The 19712-nt window shown below is 67.4% G+C and carries 17 protein-coding genes; 9 read left to right on the forward strand and 8 right to left on the reverse strand.

What is annotated here, in order from left to right:
• The first annotated feature begins 1 nt into the window (after position 1).
• Positions 2–889, forward strand: a complete 888-nt coding sequence (locus CEK29_RS08725) for a methylenetetrahydrofolate reductase (protein WP_255176106.1) — start codon at positions 2–4, stop codon at positions 887–889.
• 268 nt (positions 890–1157) lie between these two features.
• Positions 1158–2396, forward strand: a complete 1239-nt coding sequence (locus tag CEK29_RS08730; RefSeq protein ID WP_440588312.1) for a M16 family metallopeptidase — start codon at positions 1158–1160, stop codon at positions 2394–2396.
• Positions 2397–2473: 77 nt separating this feature from the next.
• Here the strand turns inward: CEK29_RS08730 and CEK29_RS08735 are convergent, their stop codons facing one another.
• Positions 2474–4087 carry an ABC-F family ATP-binding cassette domain-containing protein gene (locus CEK29_RS08735; protein ID WP_094857853.1) on the reverse strand — a complete coding sequence of 538 codons (1614 nt, stop codon included), beginning with the start codon at positions 4085–4087 and terminating at the stop codon, positions 2474–2476.
• 530 nt (positions 4088–4617) lie between these two features.
• Between CEK29_RS08735 and CEK29_RS08740 the strand changes: the two genes are divergently transcribed.
• The 3 genes from CEK29_RS08740 to CEK29_RS08750 all read left to right on the forward strand — a co-directional run bounded on the left by CEK29_RS08740 (position 4618) and on the right by CEK29_RS08750 (position 6907).
• Entirely contained in the window at positions 4618–5754 is a 1137-nt protein-coding gene (locus tag CEK29_RS08740) for a hypothetical protein (protein ID WP_094857854.1), read from the forward strand.
• A gap of 168 nt (positions 5755–5922) precedes the next feature.
• The gene (locus tag CEK29_RS08745; RefSeq protein ID WP_217903866.1) at positions 5923–6573 is read left to right on the forward strand and encodes an imm11 family protein; all 651 of its coding nucleotides are present in this window, start codon (positions 5923–5925) and stop codon (positions 6571–6573) included.
• A gap of 124 nt (positions 6574–6697) precedes the next feature.
• Positions 6698–6907 carry an AbrB/MazE/SpoVT family DNA-binding domain-containing protein gene (locus tag CEK29_RS08750; RefSeq protein ID WP_094857856.1) on the forward strand — a complete coding sequence of 70 codons (210 nt, stop codon included), beginning with the start codon at positions 6698–6700 and terminating at the stop codon, positions 6905–6907.
• A gap of 63 nt (positions 6908–6970) precedes the next feature.
• Here the strand turns inward: CEK29_RS08750 and CEK29_RS08755 are convergent, their stop codons facing one another.
• A complete protein-coding gene (locus tag CEK29_RS08755) occupies positions 6971–7894 on the reverse strand; it encodes a LysR family transcriptional regulator (RefSeq protein WP_255176119.1) in 924 nt (307 codons plus the stop codon).
• Between the two features lie 152 nt (positions 7895–8046).
• Between CEK29_RS08755 and CEK29_RS08760 the strand changes: the two genes are divergently transcribed.
• Entirely contained in the window at positions 8047–8664 is a 618-nt protein-coding gene (locus CEK29_RS08760) for a LysE family translocator (RefSeq protein ID WP_094857858.1), read from the forward strand.
• Between the two features lie 167 nt (positions 8665–8831).
• Here the strand turns inward: CEK29_RS08760 and CEK29_RS08765 are convergent, their stop codons facing one another.
• The 4 genes from CEK29_RS08765 to CEK29_RS08780 all read right to left on the reverse strand — a co-directional run bounded on the left by CEK29_RS08765 (position 8832) and on the right by CEK29_RS08780 (position 14057).
• Positions 8832–10016 (reverse strand): PepSY-associated TM helix domain-containing protein, encoded by a 1185-nt coding sequence (locus CEK29_RS08765; RefSeq protein WP_094857859.1) that lies wholly within the window; start codon positions 10014–10016, stop codon positions 8832–8834.
• A gap of 6 nt (positions 10017–10022) precedes the next feature.
• Positions 10023–12488, reverse strand: coding sequence for a TonB-dependent siderophore receptor (locus CEK29_RS08770; protein WP_094799212.1), 2466 nt, complete (start codon positions 12486–12488; stop codon positions 10023–10025).
• Between the two features lie 67 nt (positions 12489–12555).
• Positions 12556–13548 (reverse strand): FecR family protein, encoded by a 993-nt coding sequence (locus tag CEK29_RS08775; protein ID WP_094799213.1) that lies wholly within the window; start codon positions 13546–13548, stop codon positions 12556–12558.
• The gene (locus CEK29_RS08780; RefSeq protein WP_094857860.1) at positions 13536–14057 is read right to left on the reverse strand and encodes a sigma-70 family RNA polymerase sigma factor; all 522 of its coding nucleotides are present in this window, start codon (positions 14055–14057) and stop codon (positions 13536–13538) included. Before CEK29_RS08780 ends, CEK29_RS08775 begins: the two co-directional genes overlap by 13 nt.
• Before the next feature lie 248 nt (positions 14058–14305).
• On the opposite strand from CEK29_RS08780, the gene CEK29_RS08785 reads away from it, so the two are divergent.
• Positions 14306–15475: a hypothetical protein gene (locus CEK29_RS08785; protein WP_141218327.1), complete on the forward strand. Its 1170-nt coding sequence runs from the start codon at positions 14306–14308 to the stop codon at positions 15473–15475.
• Positions 15476–15636: 161 nt separating this feature from the next.
• Here the strand turns inward: CEK29_RS08785 and CEK29_RS08790 are convergent, their stop codons facing one another.
• Positions 15637–16287: a DsbA family oxidoreductase gene (locus CEK29_RS08790; RefSeq protein WP_094857862.1), complete on the reverse strand. Its 651-nt coding sequence runs from the start codon at positions 16285–16287 to the stop codon at positions 15637–15639.
• 114 nt (positions 16288–16401) lie between these two features.
• Complete coding sequence (locus CEK29_RS08795; protein WP_176456863.1) at positions 16402–16986, reverse strand: TetR/AcrR family transcriptional regulator; 585 nt, start codon at positions 16984–16986, stop codon at positions 16402–16404.
• 224 nt (positions 16987–17210) lie between these two features.
• On the opposite strand from CEK29_RS08795, the gene CEK29_RS08800 reads away from it, so the two are divergent.
• On the forward strand, positions 17211–18608 hold the full coding sequence (locus tag CEK29_RS08800) for a DHA2 family efflux MFS transporter permease subunit (protein ID WP_094857864.1): 1398 nt from the start codon (positions 17211–17213) through the stop codon (positions 18606–18608).
• 81 nt (positions 18609–18689) lie between these two features.
• Complete coding sequence (locus tag CEK29_RS08805; protein WP_094857865.1) at positions 18690–19703, forward strand: aldo/keto reductase; 1014 nt, start codon at positions 18690–18692, stop codon at positions 19701–19703.
• Positions 19704–19712 lie beyond the last annotated feature (9 nt).

Raw genomic sequence — 19712 nt, forward strand, 5'->3', positions numbered from 1 at the left:
ATTGAATCAAGTCGATATGCGCACGTCCGTGCGTGACATCACCGAAGCCTGTTCGTTGGAAGTCAGTGCGAAAGACATTCCGGCGCTGACCGCTGCGGCGGATCGAATCTTGCCGGGGACGACGCTGTCGATTCCCTACCTGCCGGGTCAGGACGATGCCACGCGGCTGGCCGCGGCGCGCGCCGTGCGGGATCTGGGCTTTACGCCAATGCCGCACCTCTCTGCCCGCCGTATCGGCTCTGCCGGGGAACTCGAGTCCTTTGTTGCGCTTGCGGCCGCACGCGCCGGCGTGGAGCGTTGCTTCGTGGTCGCCGGCGACCCGGCGACGCCGTGGGGCCCGTTCGCCGACAGCACCTCGTTGATCGAGACAGGCGTGCTCGAGCGTTCGGGCATTCGGGTGGTCGGGGTGGCCGGGCATCCGGAGGGCCATGCGTTCATGAGCGAGACAGAACGATGGGCGGTGCTCGAGCGCAAATGCCGCGCTATTGCACGACGCGGTATGCGGCCCGAGATCGTCACTCAGTTTGGATTCGATGCCGACATCGTGTTGGCGTGGCTGGTGACGCTGCGCGCGCGTGGCATCGATTTTCCCGTGCGGGTGGGCGTGCCGGGTCCGGCCGGGATCGCCGTGCTGGCGCGCTATGCCGCGCTCTGTGGCGTCAATGCCTGCGCCTCGATGTGGTCCAAATACGGAATCTCGCTCGGCAAGCTGTTCGGCACGGCGGGACCCGACGTTTTCGTGGATCGCCTGGCGGCCGGCCTGACGCAGGCGCACGGCGAGGTGAGCCTGCATTTCTTCCCGTTCGGCGGGATTGCGCAGTCTTTGAAATGGATCGCGCAATATCGCGGTCGCGCCGAGTCGATGCGCGCCGCCGCGTCTTCGCGCTGAGCACTGCGCGAGCGCGTCATGGCCGCGGGCGGGGGATCGTCGCCAGCGGGAAGGATCGCCGCTGGGCAGAAGGGGGATCTGCCCGTCAATCCCCCAGGAGGAGTAGGGGCATTTCAGAGGGCGCCGTTGCTTGTCCACGCACTCAGATCGCGCGGAACTGCGACAATGCAGCATGCGTAAAAATCAGCCGATGACGGCCACTCAATTGACCAGTCCTTCCGTTGTTCAGCAGACCCTCGCGAATGGGGTGCGCCTTCTTGTGATTCCGATGCCGCATGTGCAGAGCGCGAGCGTTGGTGTGTTCCTGCGTGTCGGCTCTCGCGACGAGACGCCGGCCACCAATGGCATCAGCCATGTGCTCGAACACATGGCGTTCAAGGGCACCGAAACGCGCACGGTCCAGGAGATCAACCTGGATGCCGAGCGTCTGGGCGCGGAGGTGAACGCCTTCACCGGCAAGGACATGACCGGGTATTTCATGACGGGCCTGGGTCGGCATGCGCCCGCGCTTCTGCGCATGACGGCGGATATCGTGCTGAACAGCACGTTTCCCGAGCACGAGCTGCAGCGCGAGCTGGAAGTGATCCGCCAGGAAGCGATCGAGTACGACGAGGATCCGGGCGACAGCGCCAGCGATCTGCTCGACCGGGCGCTTTGGGGCGAGGATCCCATGGGCATGCCGGTGATCGGCACCGTGGCCAATATCGAGGGCTTCAGCCGGCAGGACGTGATCGACCACGTGCAGCGACATTATGTCGCCGAGAAGACCATCGTCGTGGCGGCAGGTAACTTCGACGTGGACGCGTGGATGAGCCTGGCTGCGGCGTTGTTCGACGGGATGCGCACGTCGGCCGACGAGGATGTGGTCGCGCAGCCGGTCCCGGCGAAGTACGTGAGCCAGGCGCTCGCGCGGCGTTTCACGCAGGTCTCGCAGGTGTTCGTGAACATCGCCTACCCGCTGTTTCCCGAGGGCGAGAGCGAGACCGCCGGGCCGCGTGCGCGGCTGGCGGCATCGTTGGCGGCATATGTGTTCGGCGAAGGCATGTCGTCGCCGCTGAGCGATACGGTCCGCGAGCAGCTTGGACTGGCCTATACGACCTACGCGGCGATGGAAGGGGGCGACGTCTGGGCCAACTTCATCGTCCACGCCGTCACCACCCCGGACAAGCTCGATGCCTTGTTCGCAGCGACCGGGCGTCTGTTGCGCGAGCACGCGGCGGGTATCGACCCGGTGCACCTCGAGCGCGCCAAGAACCAGCTCACCGTGTCGCGCGTTCGCTCGGGCGAGCGGCCCTACGCGACGATGGAGCAGGCCGTCGAAGAGCTTTTTGCGCGCGGCACGGTCACGCCCGCAGCCGACACGCTGGCCATGATCGAGGACATCACGGCCGAGGAAGTGCGCGGGGTGTTCGAGCGGATGCTGGCCAAGCCACCGGCGTTGGCCGTCACGGGCAAGGGTGTCAGCGCGAAGGCGGCGCGGCAACTGGTGGCGGGTTTGAATGCGTGAGTGGCGGGTGCCGACGCATGGCTCCCTGCGACGCTGAACGGTATGGATAAAGGCGCTTCGGCGCCTTTCTCTTTGGATCACCACGCCGTCAGCGTCCAGCCTCTCGCCGTGGCAAGCAGCCGCTCGGTCAGGCCCAGATTGCCCAGGAATACGTCGTCGTGCGACACGACGATCAACGCACCCGGGTAGCTCCGCAGCATGGCTTCGAGCGCTTCGGTGGACGCGAGGTCCAGGTGATTGCCGGGTTCATCCAGCAAGAGCAGTGGCGGCGGCGGGTCGGCATAGAGCACGCAGGCCAAGGCGGCTTTGAGTCGTTCGCCGCCGCTCAATGCACCGCTCGGCGCCACGATTTTGTGCGCGTCGAGGTCGAGATGGGCCAGGCGCGTGCGCAGATCGCTTTCGCTCAAGGCGGGATTGGCCGTCTGGAGTTGCGCCAGTACCGTGCGCTGCGGATCCAGCGCGGCGAGGCGCTGGTCGAGGTAGACCGTGCCCGGGATGGTCTTGCGCGTGCCCACCCGCGGCGCGACGAGGCCGGCGATGACCTTGAGCAGCGTGGACTTGCCGCAGCCGTTCGGGCCCACGACGCCCAGGCGCTGTCGGCCCTGGAGGGTGAGATCGATGCGGCGCGTGGTCGGAGGAACGTGCGGGAGTTCGACGCCGTCGAGCTCGACGACGCGCCGCTGCTTGCGCTGCTCGACCGGAATCGCATGCAGGCTGACGGCAGCATCGCGTTGCACGTGCTGTGCGGCCTGATGGACCCGTTGATTGAGCGTTCGTTGCGCGTCGCACTGTTGTTGGCGCAACTTGCCGGCCGAGGCTTCGCTGCGCTCCTTTTGACGGCCGAGCAGGATCCTGGCCTGGTTGGATTCCTTGCCCTCTCGATGGCCTTGAGCCTGTCTGCGTGCCTGCCGTTCACGCTGGTCCCGCATGGCGTGTTCTTCGCGACGGCGCTCGAGTTTGCGTTGTTCGAGTTCGTGCAGGGCATGTTTATGCTCTCGTGCCTTGGCGGTGGCATAAAACCCGTAGTTGCCGCCGTAGTTGCGCAGGCCCAGCGAAGAGAGCTCCACGATGTGCGCCATGCTGTCGAGCAGCTGGCGGTCGTGGCTGACGACGATCAGTCCGCGCCGCCAGTGTCGGAGTTGCTCGATCAATGCCTGTCGATGGTTGCGATCGAGGTGGTTGCTGGGCTCATCGAGAATCAGGAAGTCGGCGTCGCTCAGCATGGCGCCGGCCAGGGCCACGCGCATGGCTTCGCCTCCACTGAGTCGGGTGGCCGGCGTTTGCGCCTTCAGGTGGCCGAGGCCGTGACGCTCGAGCTCGTTGCGAAGCCGCTGCCGGATGTCCCAGCGATCGGCCAGGGCGTCGAAGTCGGCGGGGTCGGTGCTGCCGGTTTCAATGTGCGCCAGCGCGTCGAGTGTGGGCTGGGCACCGGCAAGCGAGGCAACGGTGGCGTCGGGTGCCGGGCTGACCTGCTGGGGCAGGTAGAACGCCGTGCCGCTGCGGGTGCAACGGCCATTGGTCGGGGCGAGCTGCCCCGCCAGGATACGCGCGAGCACGGACTTGCCCGCGCCATTGCTGCCGACCAGGCCGGTCGGGCGCGCGTCGATGGTGGCGTTCAGGTCGGAGAATAGCGTTCGGCCATCGGGCAGAACATGGGTCACGCTGTCGAGCGTGATCGATGGATTCGTCATGCGGGATTCCAGGGATGCCAAGAACTCCCCCTGCGAGTGGGGGCGGGTGGAGGCTGGCCGTCGGGGAGACGGCGGCATCAATGGCGCATGGGACGAATACCTCTGTGTGGTGTGGCGAAGCGCCATTGTAGAAGCCAAGGGCGCTGCAAGCCAAACAAGGGCGTTGTTTCGCAAGCGCGATCCGTGCTCGGCATCTGCGGGCCGCCGTTGCATGTGCCGGCCGCAGGGAGCAGAAGGCGCACGCGACGGCCGCCGGGAAAGCGCGCTTCATCGTGAGCCCGGCGACCCCGCGCCAAGCGCTTTTTTTGCGATGTTTCGCACATTGGGTACCATTCATGCGGTTAGCGAGGGTATCGGCGCGGTCGCGCTTCGGTGATATCTCCCGTGCGCGCCATCGACAGGCGCGCGCTCGGGAGGTGAAACGCCGCGGCATCATGACGCGCAGACGCAACCTATCCCTGTCTTTGCGGCATGTCCGATGCGTCGGATGAGTACGGTCAGGGAACCACTTTGAAAAACGGAGAGAACCGATGCGCGTAAAGGCTTTGGCACTGTGTTTGATGGCGGGGTTTGGTACCGGCGCTTATGCGCAGGACAGTACCCAGACGTTGCAGCAGGCCTTGCAGCGGATTCCTCAAATGGTGCTGACGGTCCCCGAGGCGATGCAGGTGTCGTTCATGGACGTACAAGCCTGGCGGTCGCTCGAGAAGGCCGGTCCCACGCCGGACGGCATGCGGCGCCTCTCGCTGGCGCAATCGATCCGTCCGCTGCAGTCGATCGGATATGGGCTGGACGCCTGGTCGCAAAATGCGAAGATCGCGTTCGAAGAGGTTTCTTATTTCGCCGCGTTCGGGCAGGGGCCGGCCAATCTCACGTACTGGGGCTTGAAAGATAAACAGGCGGTCGAGACCTTCGTCGGCAAGCTGAAGCAGGTCGACTTCGTGCCGGTGCAAGCCGAGGTGCCGGGCGTGCTCGCCAATGGCGAGGCCAACAAGATGGATCTGAAGAAAGCCAACGCCCGGGATCCCTGGCGCGGGCAGATGGGCACCACGAGCTTCGTTTTCCCGCTGGAGTCGGCGCTGGTGCAGACGCCGACGGCCGAGGGCATCAAGTTTTTGGCGCAGCCCAAGCCCTCGGTTGCAGATAGCGCGGGCGTTGCCGCTACGTTGGCCGGTTTGAAAGAGGCTGTGCCCGCGAAAGACGGTCGGATCGTGCAGGCGGCGGTCATTTCGCCGGTGATCGGCCTGCAGGCGGTCGATCCGATGTCGATCCTGCCCGGCCCGTCCGGCAATTTGGAGACGGCGAAGCGCAATCTCGAGGCGGCCGCCGCTGCCGCGGGCCGCGGCGTTCCGCCCTACTCGGCGGGCATCATTGCGGATGCGCAGATCAATAACGTGCCGGCGCTCGTGGTGTCGCTGGCATACGCGGATTGCGCCAGCGCCAAGACGGCGGTGGACGGCATCGGCGCGACCTGGAAAGAAACGATGCCGAACGCGGCGAACGCCAAGTTCGACGGGCGCACCGTGCAGACGGGGCAGCAGTGCGCGGCAGTGGTCAGCCTGACCGCCGCCAAGGCCGAGAATGCGGGTAACCCGATCATGACCGAGCTGGTGAATCGATACATACAGCGTCAGCCGACCCTGCTGCAGATCGGGACGTCGAAGTAAAAGTGGGCAGCGTCGCCATCGCACGGCGCAGTCAATGGAAAGGGCGCCACGGCGCCTTTTCTGCGTGAATGAGACGGCATCGGCCAAGAAAGTATTTCCGAGCGGCGATGCCGCGCGAGGGCGGCATCGCCGTCCGCCAGCGCGAGCCTCAAAACCATGGGTTTCCGGATGAACGATCTCACACAGAAGACTTCAGGTGCTGACCCGGCCTCGCGCATGGGCGAATACTACATACTCAATTCCAGCCATTGGGCCGATGGCATCGGTCCGGGGCTGCGCATCCACAACGAAGACAGGCTCATTCCGCCGGGGCAATATGTGGTTCCCCTTCCGACGGGCGAGCCCGGCCAGTATCCCGAGCGGCCGCATCTGCTGCATGTGCCCATCGAGGGCGGCATGCTTCGCGATTTTGAAATCTGGTCCGGCATCTGGATCATCTCCGAGCGGTTCAAGCGTGTGCTCGAATCCGTGGACGCCGCGGGCTTCGCATTCGTCGAGTGCGATTTCAGCCTGGCGGATGGTTCGCGCGGCCCGCAATACTATTTTTGCAGCGTCGTACGAGCGCTGGACGCGATCGACGAGAGCGCCTCGCGCATGAAGATCAAGTACGACCGGGATTTCATCACCGGCGAGAGCGTCAAGCTCTACAGCGCGCTCGGTGGCGCGAGCCTCGTATTTCGCCCGGAGGTGGTCGGCGCCGCGCACATTTTCACGCAGCCACGGCTTGGCGTGGAGTCGATCTGTGATCGGGTGATGTACGAGGCCCTGGTGGCCGCGGATCTGGAGGGGATCGACTTGCGGGATGCGGCGGATTTTTAATTCGGGGAAGCGCTGCCGCGAAACAGACGGAAGGATGCGCTCGTTGTCGAGGGCCGGCACAGATGCGCTAGCGGAAGGACCATCGCTTGCGCTAGGCTAAGGCGTTCTTCCTCGGGAGCTCGGAATGCCTACCACCACGCTGACGTCGAAAGGTCGGGTCACCATCCCCGTCGATGTGCGCAAGCGCCTTGGATTGCAGGCGGGCGACCGCATCGCGTTTTATCTCAATGCAGCCAGCGGACGTTACGAGGTGGTGCCGGCGAAGCCGTCGGTGACCGACCTGAAAGGCATTCTGTGTAAGCCGACGGAAGCCATCAGTGGCGTCTGTCGCTAGTCCACCGCGCGTAACGGTGCTCGGGTCGTGTGCCGGCATGATCTCGTAACGCCCTGCAGGTGCCTACGCACCCCCCCGCAACCACGCCAGTAACGCCTCCGGCACGCTGCCCGCCTCCGGCTCGCGCGGGGACAGCAGGCAGTAGCGCGTGCCATCTTCCACGAAGCCCAACGGCGCCGTGAGGACGCCGCTTCCGATGTCGTCGCGCACCAGTTGCCAAGGGCCGATCGCGACGCCCAGGCCCGCGACGGCGGCCTGGAGGCTGAAGTAGAAGTGTTCGAAGGTCTGGTCGGAGGCGCGGGCCGCGCGCGCGGCCGCGGGTGCTTGTGTGCTGGCGGCCGCCCATTCCTGCCACGCGGTTGGACGGGTACGGGTGTGCAGACGGGGCGCACTGGGCTTCAGTGCGGCGTTCCGTTTGCGGCCGCTGAACCAGGCCTCGACCTTGTCCGGCCGGCATACCGGGCCGACCTGTTCGTCGAAGAGCGGGTCGGCGTGATAGCTGTCCGGCCGGGGGAAGTCGTCGCGGCGGATCGCGAGGTCGATGCCGTTGGCGAACGAGAAGGGGCCGCCGCCCGCGACGAGGTGGACGTCGAGGCTCGGGTGGCGCGCCTGGAAGTCTGGCCAGCGCGGGATCAGCCACCGCATTAACAGCGTGGGCTCGCACGAGAGCACCCAGCGACGCTGCTGCCGGGCGCTGGCTCGCAGCTCGCTCACGGCCCGGCGCATCAGGTCCAGTCCGCTGCCGACTGCGCGGGCGAGGGTGTGGCCGGCGTCGGTGAGGAACACCCGGCGATTGCGGCGCTCGAAGAGCGCCAGGCCGAGTTCGTCTTCAAGCAGGCGCACGGCGCGGCTGATGGCGCCGTGGGTAAGGTGTAACTCGGCCGCGGCGCGGCTGAAGTTTTCGGTGCGGGCTGCGGCCTCGAAGCAGCGCAAGGCCATTAGGGAGGGCAGACGGGTCTCGTCCGCAAGCGATGCGTGCGAGGGCATGTCACGGGCTTGCCGCGAGGCTGCATCTTCCGGGGCTCGATCCGCGTAAAAAGGTGAATCTGGCTCACCGATCATGTCAGAAATCATCGTTATTCATAGAAAGGGAGGCGCCTTACGATGCTGCCAAATCGTTGATGCCGACAGGATACGCCATGACTGAACTGATAGCTGTGATCACCATTACCGTGCTGGCCGTGATCAGCCCCGGGCCGGACTTTGCGATGGTGACGCGCAATAGCCTGTTGCTGTCGCGCCGCGCGGGCGTGCTGACGGCGCTGGGCATCGGGATGGGATGTTTCGTGCATGTGGCCTACACCCTGGTGGGCGTGGGGCTGCTGATTCAGCAGTCGCTCTGGCTCTTCAATGCCATCAAGCTGGTGGGTGCCGTGTATCTGGTTTATCTCGGCGTGACGATGCTGCGCGCGAAGCCGGGTGGCGCGTCGGCGCAACGGACCGTAGCGCCGCTGTCGGATGCGGCGGCGCTGCGGGTAGGGTTTCTGACCAATGTCTTGAATCCCAAGACCACGGTGTTCATCGTGAGCCTGTTCATGCAGGTGGTCCGGCCCGAGACGCCCTTGTCGGTGCAGATCGCCTACGGCGTGTTCATCGCGGGGGCGCACGTGACGTGGTTCAGTCTGGTGGCGATCTGTTTTTCGGCCGGCCGGGTGCGCGAGCGGCTGCTGGCCGTGCGGCACCTGATCGATCGCGTCTTCGGTGGCCTGCTGGTGACGTTCGGGGTGCTGCTGGCGGTGGATCGCGGGGCACGCTGACTCGTGCTGGCCGGCCCAGCGCCAGGAACGGGCCAATGAGTGGCGGGCCGTCTGCACATGGGGTGAAATCGAGCGCCGCTTGGTGTCCTCGTACTTGGTTCAGCCGGCCCGGGGGGACGCGAGACCAAGGGCGTTCCGTCGACGTATCCGCCTTGCGTGCGCGGTGTCTACTTGCGCCGCGCCCGGCGTCGCGCGTTCCACACCAGCAATCCGGTCGCGCACAGCATCGCCACCACGAGTCCGCTGACCGCGACCACCACTTGGCCGGCCCAGCCCAGGATGCGGCCGGTATGCAGCGGGTATTGCCAGATCAGGAAACGGTCTCCCGCCGTACCGCTGTCGTAGCCGGTCATGCCGCGCAGGGCGCCCGTCTGGTCGTCGATGAAGACCTGTTCGTAACGCAGACGCAGCGCGCGTTCGCGCATGCCGTCTTCCTTGAATGCGATGCGGTAGACGCCTTTGTCAGGCAGGTGGCTCGCGTACCAGGGCAGAAAGTCTCGTGCCGGCGCGGGCAGATGGCCGCGGGCGCGTGCGATCGCCGTGTCGATGCCGTAGGCCGGCGCGCGTGCGGGGGCGGCGTGCCGGGGGAGACTTTGCACCGGGTGGGGCGTTACGAGCGAGAACAGCCTGACGGCGGGGCGGAACAGCTCGTTGCCGAGATTGAAATACACGCCCGTGCCGGCAAGCATGATCGCCATGAGCAGCGTCCAGAGGCCTCCGGCGCGATGCAGGTCGAACGTCAGCCGCTGCCGGGAGGCGCCGCGCTTGATCTGCCAGGCGGGCGTCCATTTGTGCCAGATCGCGCGCAGGCCGCCCGCGAGCCGCGGCAGGGTGAGCCAGGCTCCGATGATCGATGCCAGCAGCCACGCCAGGGCGAGGCCGCCCACGAGCCACATGCCCCACGGTGCGGGCAAGTGTAGGGTGCGGTGCAGTTGGTTCATCCAGCCCATGAAGTGCGGGCGGTCGAGCTTGAAGGCGGCCCACTGCCTCTGGCCGAGCACGGCGCCGGTGGCGGGATCGACGAACAGGCGGTCGAAGCCGAGCGGCGTGCGCGCGCGGGCGTCGGCTGCGGGACGCGCGGCGACGCGCAGTTCGATGGCGTCGCCCGGCCGAGTGTCGAGCGGCAGCAGGGTGACGCGCAGGCGCGGATTGGCCGCTTCGACGCGGGCGATCAGCGCCTCGGGCGAGAGGGGCGGGCCGGGCTGCTCGAGGATGAACAGGCGGGGGTTGAGCCAGCGATCCAGCTCGTGCTGGAACGCCAGCACGCTGCCGGTCAGGGCATTGACCAGCAGCAGTACCAGCATGGTGAGGCCCACGTAGCGGTGGACCGCCACCCAGCCCTTGCGCGTCACGCTGTTTTACCAGCGGTGCGTGTAGGTGACGCTCGCCACGGCGCCCGCCGCCGGCAGGCGGCTGTTGTTGTTGCCGCTGCGCAGCAGCTGGCTGTAGAGCGGCAGATACTGGCGATTGAAGAGGTTCTGCACGCTGAAGGTGAAGGCGTTCTGCTTGTCGAGGTCGTAGCGAGCCATCAGGTCGACGGTGAGGTAGCTCTTGACATCGGCGCGTGCGAACTGCGTGCGGCCATCGGAGAGACGATAGTCGCGGGCACCGAACCACGTGAGCTCGGCCCGGGTGCGCCAGCGCTCGTTGGGCCGATACTGCGTGTAGGCGGTGAGCTTGAGCGGCGGGATGCGGTAGCCGGTCATGATGCGTTCGCTGCTTGCGCCGGGTGCCTTCTCCTTGCCGTACATCCAGGTGAACGTGCCGCCGACGGCCCAGATGTCGTCATCGAAGTAATGATCGACCGTGGCTTCGACGCCGTGAATGCGTTCGCGGGTGCGGGTGAGGGTGAGGCCGTTGTTGAAGGATTGCACGGCGCCCAGCTTCGAGTCGGACCGGAACACCGCCACCGTTGCCGCGGTGCTGGCGAAGCGACCGCGCCAGCCCAGTTCGTAGTTGTTGGTCTTGACCGCCTGCAGGTCCGACGAGTTGATGTCGAAGCCGGCGCGCGCGTTGCGCAGTTGCAGGCCGACGTCGGGCAGGTCGAAGCCCTGGCTGAACGAGCCGTAGAACTCGTGGTTGTCGGTGGGCTTGAACAGCAGGCCGGCGTTGTACATGAACGCGTCGTAACTGACGCGGCCGCCGTCCACGGTGGCCGGATTGGCCAGGCGCGATTGCGAGAGCGGCTGGAAGTCGTCGAACCAGGCGCTGGAGCGCTCGTAGCGTACGCCGGCCTCGGCCGACCAGCGCTCGTTGAAGCGGTGTTGCAGCTGCGTGAAGATGCCGATGCTGCGCGTGGTGGTCCACGGAAGATACGTGTTGGTGCCGGTGCGGCGGAATTGCAGGCCGCCGCTCTGGTCGTAGATCACCGGGTCGAACACGTCCAGGGGCATTTCGCTGCGCTCCTGGATGAAGTCCGCGCCCCAGGTCAGCGCCGTGTCGCGCGAGGCGGTCAGCGGCGTGTCGATGGTGAGCCGGCCGCCGAACACCTTGTTGTTCTGCATGACCTGATCGACGTTGTTGCCGCGGTTCACGTTGCTGCGCGAATCCGAGGGAGCGAAGCGCGTGCTGCTGTCGCGCGCGTAGGTCAGGGCCGAGAGGCTGCTGCCCCAGAGGTCTTTGTGCTCGTAGCTCAGGCTGACGAGCGTGTTCTCGACCTCGTTCTGGCGCGCGAGGTCCAGGCCCTTGATGGCGCGCGCATTGGTCGAGCCGAGCGGCGTCCGCGACACTGCGGGATCGCTGGCGTAATCGGTGTCCTGGCGCGCGCGCAGGTAGCTGGCGGCCAGCTGCACGCGCTGGTTGGCGTCGATGCGAAAGCCCAGCTTGCCGCCGAGGCTGTAGGTGTTCGAATCGAACAGATCGCCCTGGCTGGCATCGGGCGCGATGCGGTCGCCATGCGCGTCGTACGAGCCGCCGATGCGGCGGTACGAGACATCCAGCTCGTAGTCGAGGCGGTCTTTGCTGCCCGAGAAAAAGTGCTGCACATCACCGCCCATGCCCTTGGCGCCCGGGTTCGACAGCGACATGTCCATGCCGACTTTCGTTTCGGAGATGGGTTCGCCGCCGGGCTGGCGCGTGGTGATCGAGATGATGCCGCCGGTGGCGCCGCTGCCGTAGATGGCGTTGCTGCCGCGCACGACCTCGATGCGCTCGATGCGGCCCGGATCGATGTTGACGAGGTTGCGCGACGAATCGCGATTGGTGTTCAGCGGAATGCCGTCCACCAGGATCAGCGCGTTGCGCCCGCGCAGCGTCTGACCGAAATCGGTCAGGTTGCGGCTCGAGTCGGACATGCCCGGAACGGCCTTGGTCAGCATCGTGGCCAGGTTGGGCGAGCTGTCGCGCAGGTCCTCGAGCGTTTCGCCGTCGATCACCGTGACCGAGCGCGTCGGCGCCATCAGATCGCTCGCCAGGCGGTCGGTGCTTACCGACACGGCGGGCATGGTCTGCACTTCGGGCGCGGCGGCGCTGGGGCCGCCGGGCATGCGCTGGATCGTGATCGCGCCGCCGGCCACGCCCACCGGGCGCAGGTCGGAGCCGGCCAGCGCGCGTTGCACGGCCTCGAATGCGGTCATGCGGCCCGTGATGGCCGGGGCCTGACGGCCCGCGACGAGCGCGGGATCCGCCGCGATGCTGCGTCCGCCCAGTTGGCCGATGCGGGTCAGGCTCGTGGCCAGCGGCCCCGCGGGCAGGTCGAGATCGAGTTGGGCATCGGCGGCTTCGGCCGCGACGGCAGGGACGGGCAGCGCCAGCGGCGTGGCGGCGCATGCCAGCCAGCCCGCGACGGCGAGGCCGCGCAGGGGCGGGGCAAATCGGTAAGGCATGAAAGCTTCTCCTCTTGGTTTCGTTTCACCCTTCTTGTGGAGCGAAAACGAAAAACCCCTCACCAATTCATGAATTTTTTTCGGGGAGGTCGAGCGAGATGAGCCAGCCCAGGCGGCGCGTGCGCAGCCCGAGGCTGGCGGCCAGGACCTGGATCGCCTGCTCGGGATCGTCGAGCGCAAAGACGCCGAACACGGGCAGGCGCCGCGCCTCGGGCGCGACACGCAGAATGCCCACGTAATACGCTTGCAGCGCCTGCACCACGTCTTCGAGCGGCGCATTCTCCACGGCGAGCATGCCGGTTTCCCAGCTGGCGAGCGCGCGGGCGTCGCCCGGCAGGGTCTGCAGGCCGCGGCGGGAGAGCTGCAGCCCCCGGCTTGGCTGCAACGTGGTCTGCCCGCCATCCTCTGCCTGCACGCTGAGCGGGCCGGCGAGCGCCACCACGCGGACGGACTCGCCGTGATAGGCCACCATGAAGCGTCCGCCGGCCGAGCGCAACGTGCCGTACGGGGTGTCGACCATAACATCGGGCGCCGATTGCGCCTGCACCTCGGCGATCATGCCGCCCGCGCGCAGCGCCACGCGACGGCGCGAGCGGCTGAAATCCAGGTCGATGGCCGAGCGGGCGTCGAGCAACGCATGGCTGCCGTCGGGCAGGTCGAACGCGCGCCGTTCGCCCGTGCCGGTGCGCAGGTCGGCCAGCAGCTGCCCCATCGGACGCACGCGGTCGAGCGCCAGCAATGCGGCGCCCGCCGTGCCCGCGAGGACCAGCGCGCCCTGCAGCAGCCGCCGGCGGCGCGTCTGCAGGAGCGTTTTGCGCGCCGCGACCAGCTGCCCATGCGACGGTCCGTCGAGCTCCCGCATCACGGAGAGGGGCTGTTGCAGCACGCCGGTCACGCGGCGCCAGGCCTGGGCGTGGCGCGGGTCGGCATCATGCCAACGCTGAAACTCGGCGCGGTCGGCTTCCGTCATGCGCCCGGCCTCGAGGCGGACCTGCCAATTCACCGCCGCTTCCATGATGGCCGCGTCGGGGAGCGCCGGTTCGTCGTTCAGGGCTCGCATGCCAGGCACTGCAGGAGGGCGCGCTTCATGTATCGCTCTACGGTAGCGAGCGACACGCCGAGCGCCTGCGCGATTTCGGGGTAGGTCATGCCGTCGAGCCGGCTGTACAGAAATGCGGTCTTGACCGGAACAGGCAGCTGTTCGAGGGCGTGATCGATGCGCGCGATGGCTTCCAGCAGCAGCGCGCGCTGCTCCGCCGAGAGCGCCACGGCCTCGGGCACCGCCATCAGCGATTGCAGATAGGCGCGCTCCAGGTCCTGCCGCCGCCACAGGTGAAAAAGCACGCGCTTGGCGATCGTGGTCAGAAAGGCGCGCGGCTCGCGCAGATGCGGCGCGTCGCCCGATTCGGCCAGCTGGGTGAAGGTCTCGGAAGCCACGTCTTCCGCGTCGGCCCGGTTGCCCAGCCGTGCGCACAGACGACCCAACAGCCAGGGCTGGTGGTCTCGGTACAGGGACTCGAGGGGCGGACCGAGCGGGCCAGCCAGGCGGGTGGGGGCGGGGGACGTCATGGGAGCGGACGGGGTCAGGCGAGGCGGGGTCGGGCGCGATCCGCGAAGATCGAAATGTAAATAAGAGCCATTCTTGATAAATCTTAACCTGAAGTCGGCTCGCAGGCCACGGGCAGGCCCGCTGTGGCCGCGTTCATGAAGCAAATCGTTGTGTTCTGAACCAAAACGGTGACGTGTGGCGCGCTAGAGTGCGGGCAGCGTGCGTACAGCCAGGGCGCCAGGCGGCTGCCCGTTGTCATGGAGAAGCAATGCACAGTGCATGGGTTCGGGTGTTGTCAGGCCTGGTGGTTGTCGCGGCGGCAGGAAGTGCCGGCGCGGCCACCACGGCGTCCGACGAATGGGTGCCGCACGCGTTCGATTTCGGCGTGCCGAGCCTGAATTTCAAGGCTGCCGTGCCGCCAGGCGCCAAGGTCGAGACGGTGCCGATGTCGGCCGCGGAGCCCGGCACGCTCGGGCGCGTGAAGATCGTGGGCAAGATTCCGCCGGTCGAGGGCGGTCCGCAGGTCGAGGCCACCATCGTGGGCTACGACCTGCGCACCCCTGCGTCGGCGCTGCGCATCTGCCGTTACGAGTCGGAGGCGGCGGGCTATATCGAGCGCATTTCGCAGGCGACGCCCGACCAGACCGAGGCGCAGCTCTATGGCAACCAGGCCGACGACGGCAAACCGCGCAGCGCCTTGTTCAGCTATTGCTTCGCACGCGGCAATCAGGCCTTGGCCGTGCACTTCGGGGTGGATGTGAGGCAGACCACCACGCTCAAGGCGGCGAAGGCGCGCGTGGACGAAGCCGACGAGTATGCGCAGCACTTCATGGCGGCGCTGCGCTTCGAAGACGACAAGCAGGCCAACTTCGGCGATGCCACGCAGCGGGTGCCGATCGCGCTGGACGGCACGACGTTGCGCCCCGAGGTGCCCGGCGGTTGGGAAATCTCCATCAACGATTTCAAGGGCAAGTTGCCCGCCGAGCTGCACCTGTTGCGGCGCAGTCAGGGCAAGGACGTGGGCCTGATCTGGTTGTGGGTGCAGCCCATGAAGGCGCGCCCCGATCTCGATACGGCCGGTGCGCAGGCGGTGCGGCAGTACTTCATGCTGCAGACGCCCGACACCCGGCCGCCTGAACTGCGCACCAGCGAAGACGAAGCCGATCTGGCGCAGCAGGGGGTCAAGGCCCGGGTTCTGCGCTTTGACGTGACCCGCAAGAGCGGCGAGGACGCCGGCGAGATCGAGGCCACGGTGACGTGGCAGAACGGCAATCTGGTGGTGCTCAGCCTGTGGTCGACCTGGCGCGCTCCCGTCGAGAACAAGGCGAGCGCGGAAGGCCGCAATCTTTTCTTCTCGCGTTTGCCGGGACTGACGACCTATGACGTGCTGCGAGAGGCCGTGATGGTCGGGCGGCGCTGGCCATCGAGCGGCGGGTGATGCATCGATGGAACGGCGCTATGCCCGCGGCGCCGACTCGCACGGTGCAGGGCCGGCTCGGCTAGCCGCTTCAGCCGCTCGCTAGGCCGTTCACTCAGCCCTTCACTCAGCCCGTCACTCAGCCCTTCACTCAGCCCGTCACTTAGCCCGTCACTCAGCCCTCACGCGGTCGGATGCAGGCTGCGCTCGTGCGCGCGCTGCAACGCCAGTGCGAAGGTCTCGACCGGCTGCGCGCCGCTCACGATTTCGCCGCCGATGTCGAAGAACGGCACGCCGCGGATGCCGCGAGCGAGGCCCTCGCGCTCGATGGCGCGGACCTCGTCCTTGCCTTCGTCGCCCTGCAGAAACGCGGCCACTTCCTCACGCGGCAGGCCCGCGCGCGCGCCGAGGCCGGCGAGGGTGGCCGGGTCGCCGATGTCCAGGCCTTGCTCGAAGTACGCCGCGAACAGGGTGCGCGCCATCGGCGTGGCCAGGCCTTCGCGCTGCGCCAGCCACAACAGTCGGTGCGCCAGAAAGGTGTTCGGCGTCTTGCGCATGGCGTCGTAATTGAACGCGATGTTGTCATCGCGCGCCGCGTCGATGGTCTGCGCATCGCGCAAGCGGCTTTGCGCCAGGCTGCCGAACTTCTGCGCGCGATAGGCTTCGCGTTCCACGCCTGCGGCCGGCATGTCGGGGTTGAGCTCGAACGGCTGCCAGCGCAGCGTGACGAGGGTGTCGGCGGGCAACAGCGCGAGCGCGCGGGCGAGGCGGCGTTCGCCGATGAAGCACCACGGGCAGATGAAGTCCGAGGTGATGGAAATATCGATGGGCATGAGCACGGCTCCTGGGCAATGTCGGATGCGCCGCTCGGGGCGCGCATCGTTCCTATGGTATCCGCGCATGCGCCGCCGGCAAAAGCCGGGTGCCGCGGCCCGGGAGGCCGCCTGTTATGCGGCAGGCACCAGCGCCTCGATCAGGGCGGCGATGGTGTCTTCGCGGATCTGCGCCGCGAGGGTGGCGTCGGCCACGCCACGTGCCAGCGTCAGGGCCCCGACCAGTGCCGACAGACACATCCAGGTTTGCTGGCGCCGTTGCGCCTCGCCGGCACCCGGCATGGCGGCGCGCACCGTCTCCTCGATGCGCCGCAGGCCCGCTTCGAATACGCCGCGCGTCGCGTCGTCTTCGCGGCCCATGTCGCTACCGAGGGCCGCCAGCGTGCAACCCGCGGCGCGCGCCTCCTGATGGCGTTCGGACAGATAGCGGGCGATGAACGCCCGCAGGCGCGCCGGCCCGTCCTCGCCGGTCAGCGTTTCCCAGTTGGCGAGGTTTTGCGCCATGGCCTGAGCGAGCGCCAGGCGCACGAGATCCTGCTTGGACTCGAACTGGCCATAAAAGCCGCCACGGGTCAGCCCGGCGGCCTGCATCAATTCGTTCAGGCCCACATCGGCAAAGCCGCGATCGCGAAACAGGCGCGATGAAGACTCCACCACGCGTTCGCGGTTGGCGGCGGCCTGGGCGCGGCTGACTTTCATGGCGAGCTCCAAAAAGCGATTGACGAATTTTACATGATGAACGACATTTATAAATAGATGTCGATCGACATTTAAAGAGTGCCCGGCTTCGGTCCGCATTTCCGCTCTGCTACTGGACTCCCCATGAACGTTCGAATCGCGGGCCGCCCGACGGCCTCCTGCTGTGTCAGCCCCCCGGGTATCCGGCGCCCGCCGGGCATGTTTCGGCTAATCGGGGGCCTGGCATGAGCGAGAGCGCTTCCCTCGAGCTACGCGCGGCAGGCGAGGCACGGCCCGCGAGCCCGTGGCCGGTGTTTGCCGTGACGAGCGTCGCGGTGTTTCTGGTGTCGCTCGACGGCACGATGCTGTATTCGATCTTCGAGGCGGTCTGGGCCAGCTTCGCGGGCGCCACGGCCTCCGAGATGTCGTGGGTGCTGAACGCCTACACGATCGTCTACGCGGCCATGCTGATCCCGGCGGGCGGACTTGCCGATGCCTATGGCCGCCGCCGCGTGTTCGTGGCGGGGGTGATCCTGTTTGCGCTGGCCTCCGCCCTGTGCGGACTCGCGGACAGCGTGAGCCTGCTGGTGGGCGCGCGGGCGGTGCAGGCTCTGGGTGCCGCCTTGCTCACGCCGGCGTCGCTCTCCATCGTGCTCGACGTGTTTCCGCGCGAACGCCGTGCGCTGGCCGTCAGCGCCTGGGGTGCGGTCGGCGGGTTCGCGGCGGCGATCGGCCCGAGCCTGGGCTCGTATCTGGAACAGGCCCTGGGTTGGCACTGGGCCTTCCTGATCAATGTGCCGATCGCGGCCGTGGCACTGCTGGTCGGCTATCGCCGTCTGCCCGCCGCGCCCGCGAGCCGGCGCCAGGTTCGGCTCGACCTGATCGGCATGGCGCTTCTGATGGTGTCGCTCGGCGCGCTGGCGCTGGCCATCGTCGACCTCGAAGGGCCACAGGCCACGGTGGCGCATTTCGTGGCAACGCTGGCGGTGAGCGTGGCGGCCGGGGTGGCGTTCGTGTTCTGGGCGCGCCAGGCGCCCGCGCCGCTGGTGGATCTGAATCTGTTTCGCATCCCCGGATACAGCCGCGTCAACCTCGCGACGCTGAGTTTCGGGACGGCCTTCGCGATCATGTTCTTCACGTTTTTCTTCTTCATGGAACACGTGTGGCACTACGACCGGGTGCGCGCGGGGCTGGCGATCATGCCGGGTCCGCTGACCGTCGTGCCGGTGGCAATCCTGACCGGGCGGCTGGCGGGGCGGCTGGGTTATCGCCGTTTTCTGGTCGGCGGGTCTCTGGTGTACGCCGCGGCCGGTCTGTGGTTTTTGCTGATGCCGACGACCGAGCCCGCCTACCTCACGCATTGGTTGCCGGGGCTGCTGCTCAGCGGCATGGGCGTGGGCCTCGTGATGCCTTCGCTGTCCGGCGCGGCCGTGAGCCAGCTTCCGCCCGAGCGTTACGCGGTGGGCAGCGCGGTGAACCAGGCCACGCGCCAGATGGGCGCGGTGATCGGCGTCGCGCTCACGGTCATGATGCTGGGCCATGGTGCGCTCGTGCGCGCTGATTTCGACGTGGTTTACGGCCTGCACGTGGTGCTTGCGCTTGTTACCGCCGCCCTCTGTTCGCGGGTGGGGCGCCCGCAGTAAAACGGCAGGTGCGGCGGGCGCGCTCCGACAGGGGACCGCGCCTGCGCCGCGTGTGTCGTCCCTTCCAGAAAGGACACCGAAATGAACTACACACTCTTGGGTGGCACCGGCGTGAAGGTGTCGCAGATCGCGCTGGGCACCGCCAACTTCGGCACGGGCTGGGGCCATGGCGCCGTCGAGGGCGACAGCCGCGACATGCTGGACCACTATGCCGAGCAGGGCGGCAACTTCATCGACACCGCCGACATCTACCAGTTCGGGCAGTCCGAAGAGATCATCGGCCGGTGGCTGACGGGACGCCGGCACGACTTCGTTCTGGCCACGAAGTTCGGCAACGGCGCCGCGCCGGATGCCGGCCGGCTGGTGCTGGGCAACAGCCGCAAGGCGATGGCGTCCTCGCTCGAGGCCAGCCTGCGCCGATTGCAGACCGATCACGTCGACCTCTACTGGGTGCACCATCCCGACGGGGTGACGCCCAGCGACGAGATTCTGCGCGGGCTCGAAGACCTGATCCGGGCCGGCAAGATCCACTATGCGGGCCTGTCGAATTTCCCGGCATGGCGCGTGGCGCACGCGGCCACGCTGGCGCAGTGCCGCGGCTTCTCGCCTTTGGCGGCGGTGCAGTTCGAATACAGCCTGGTGCGGCGCGAGCCGGAGGCGGACCTGCTGCCGGCGGCGGCCGCGCTGGGTCTGGCCGCGGTCACCTGGTCTCCGCTGGGCGGCGGCCTGCTGACCGGCAAGTATCGCCGCGGCGAACAGGGGCGGGCCGAGGCGCTCGGCGGCAAGGTGTTCCAGGCCGAAAATTCTCCGCGCCGCACCGCCACGGTGGATGCGGTGCTTGACGTGGCCGACGCGATCGGCGCGCAGCCCGATCAAGTGGCCATCGCGTGGGCCATGGCGCGCGGCGCGATTCCGCTGATCGGTCCGCGCTCGATGGTGCAGCTGCGCAGCAACCTGGGTGCACAGTCGCTCCGGCTCGATGAGGCACACCTCGCGCGGCTCGACGCGGCCAGCGCGCTCGAGGATACCGCCATGGAGCAGGGCGCCGCCGCGCGGCATCCCGTTCTACCGCGTGGAGCGGCGCCGGTCGCCTGATGTGCGAGG

The sequence above is a fragment of the Bordetella genomosp. 5 genome, assembly GCF_002261475.1.
Lineage (GTDB): Bacteria > Pseudomonadota > Gammaproteobacteria > Burkholderiales > Burkholderiaceae_B > Bordetella.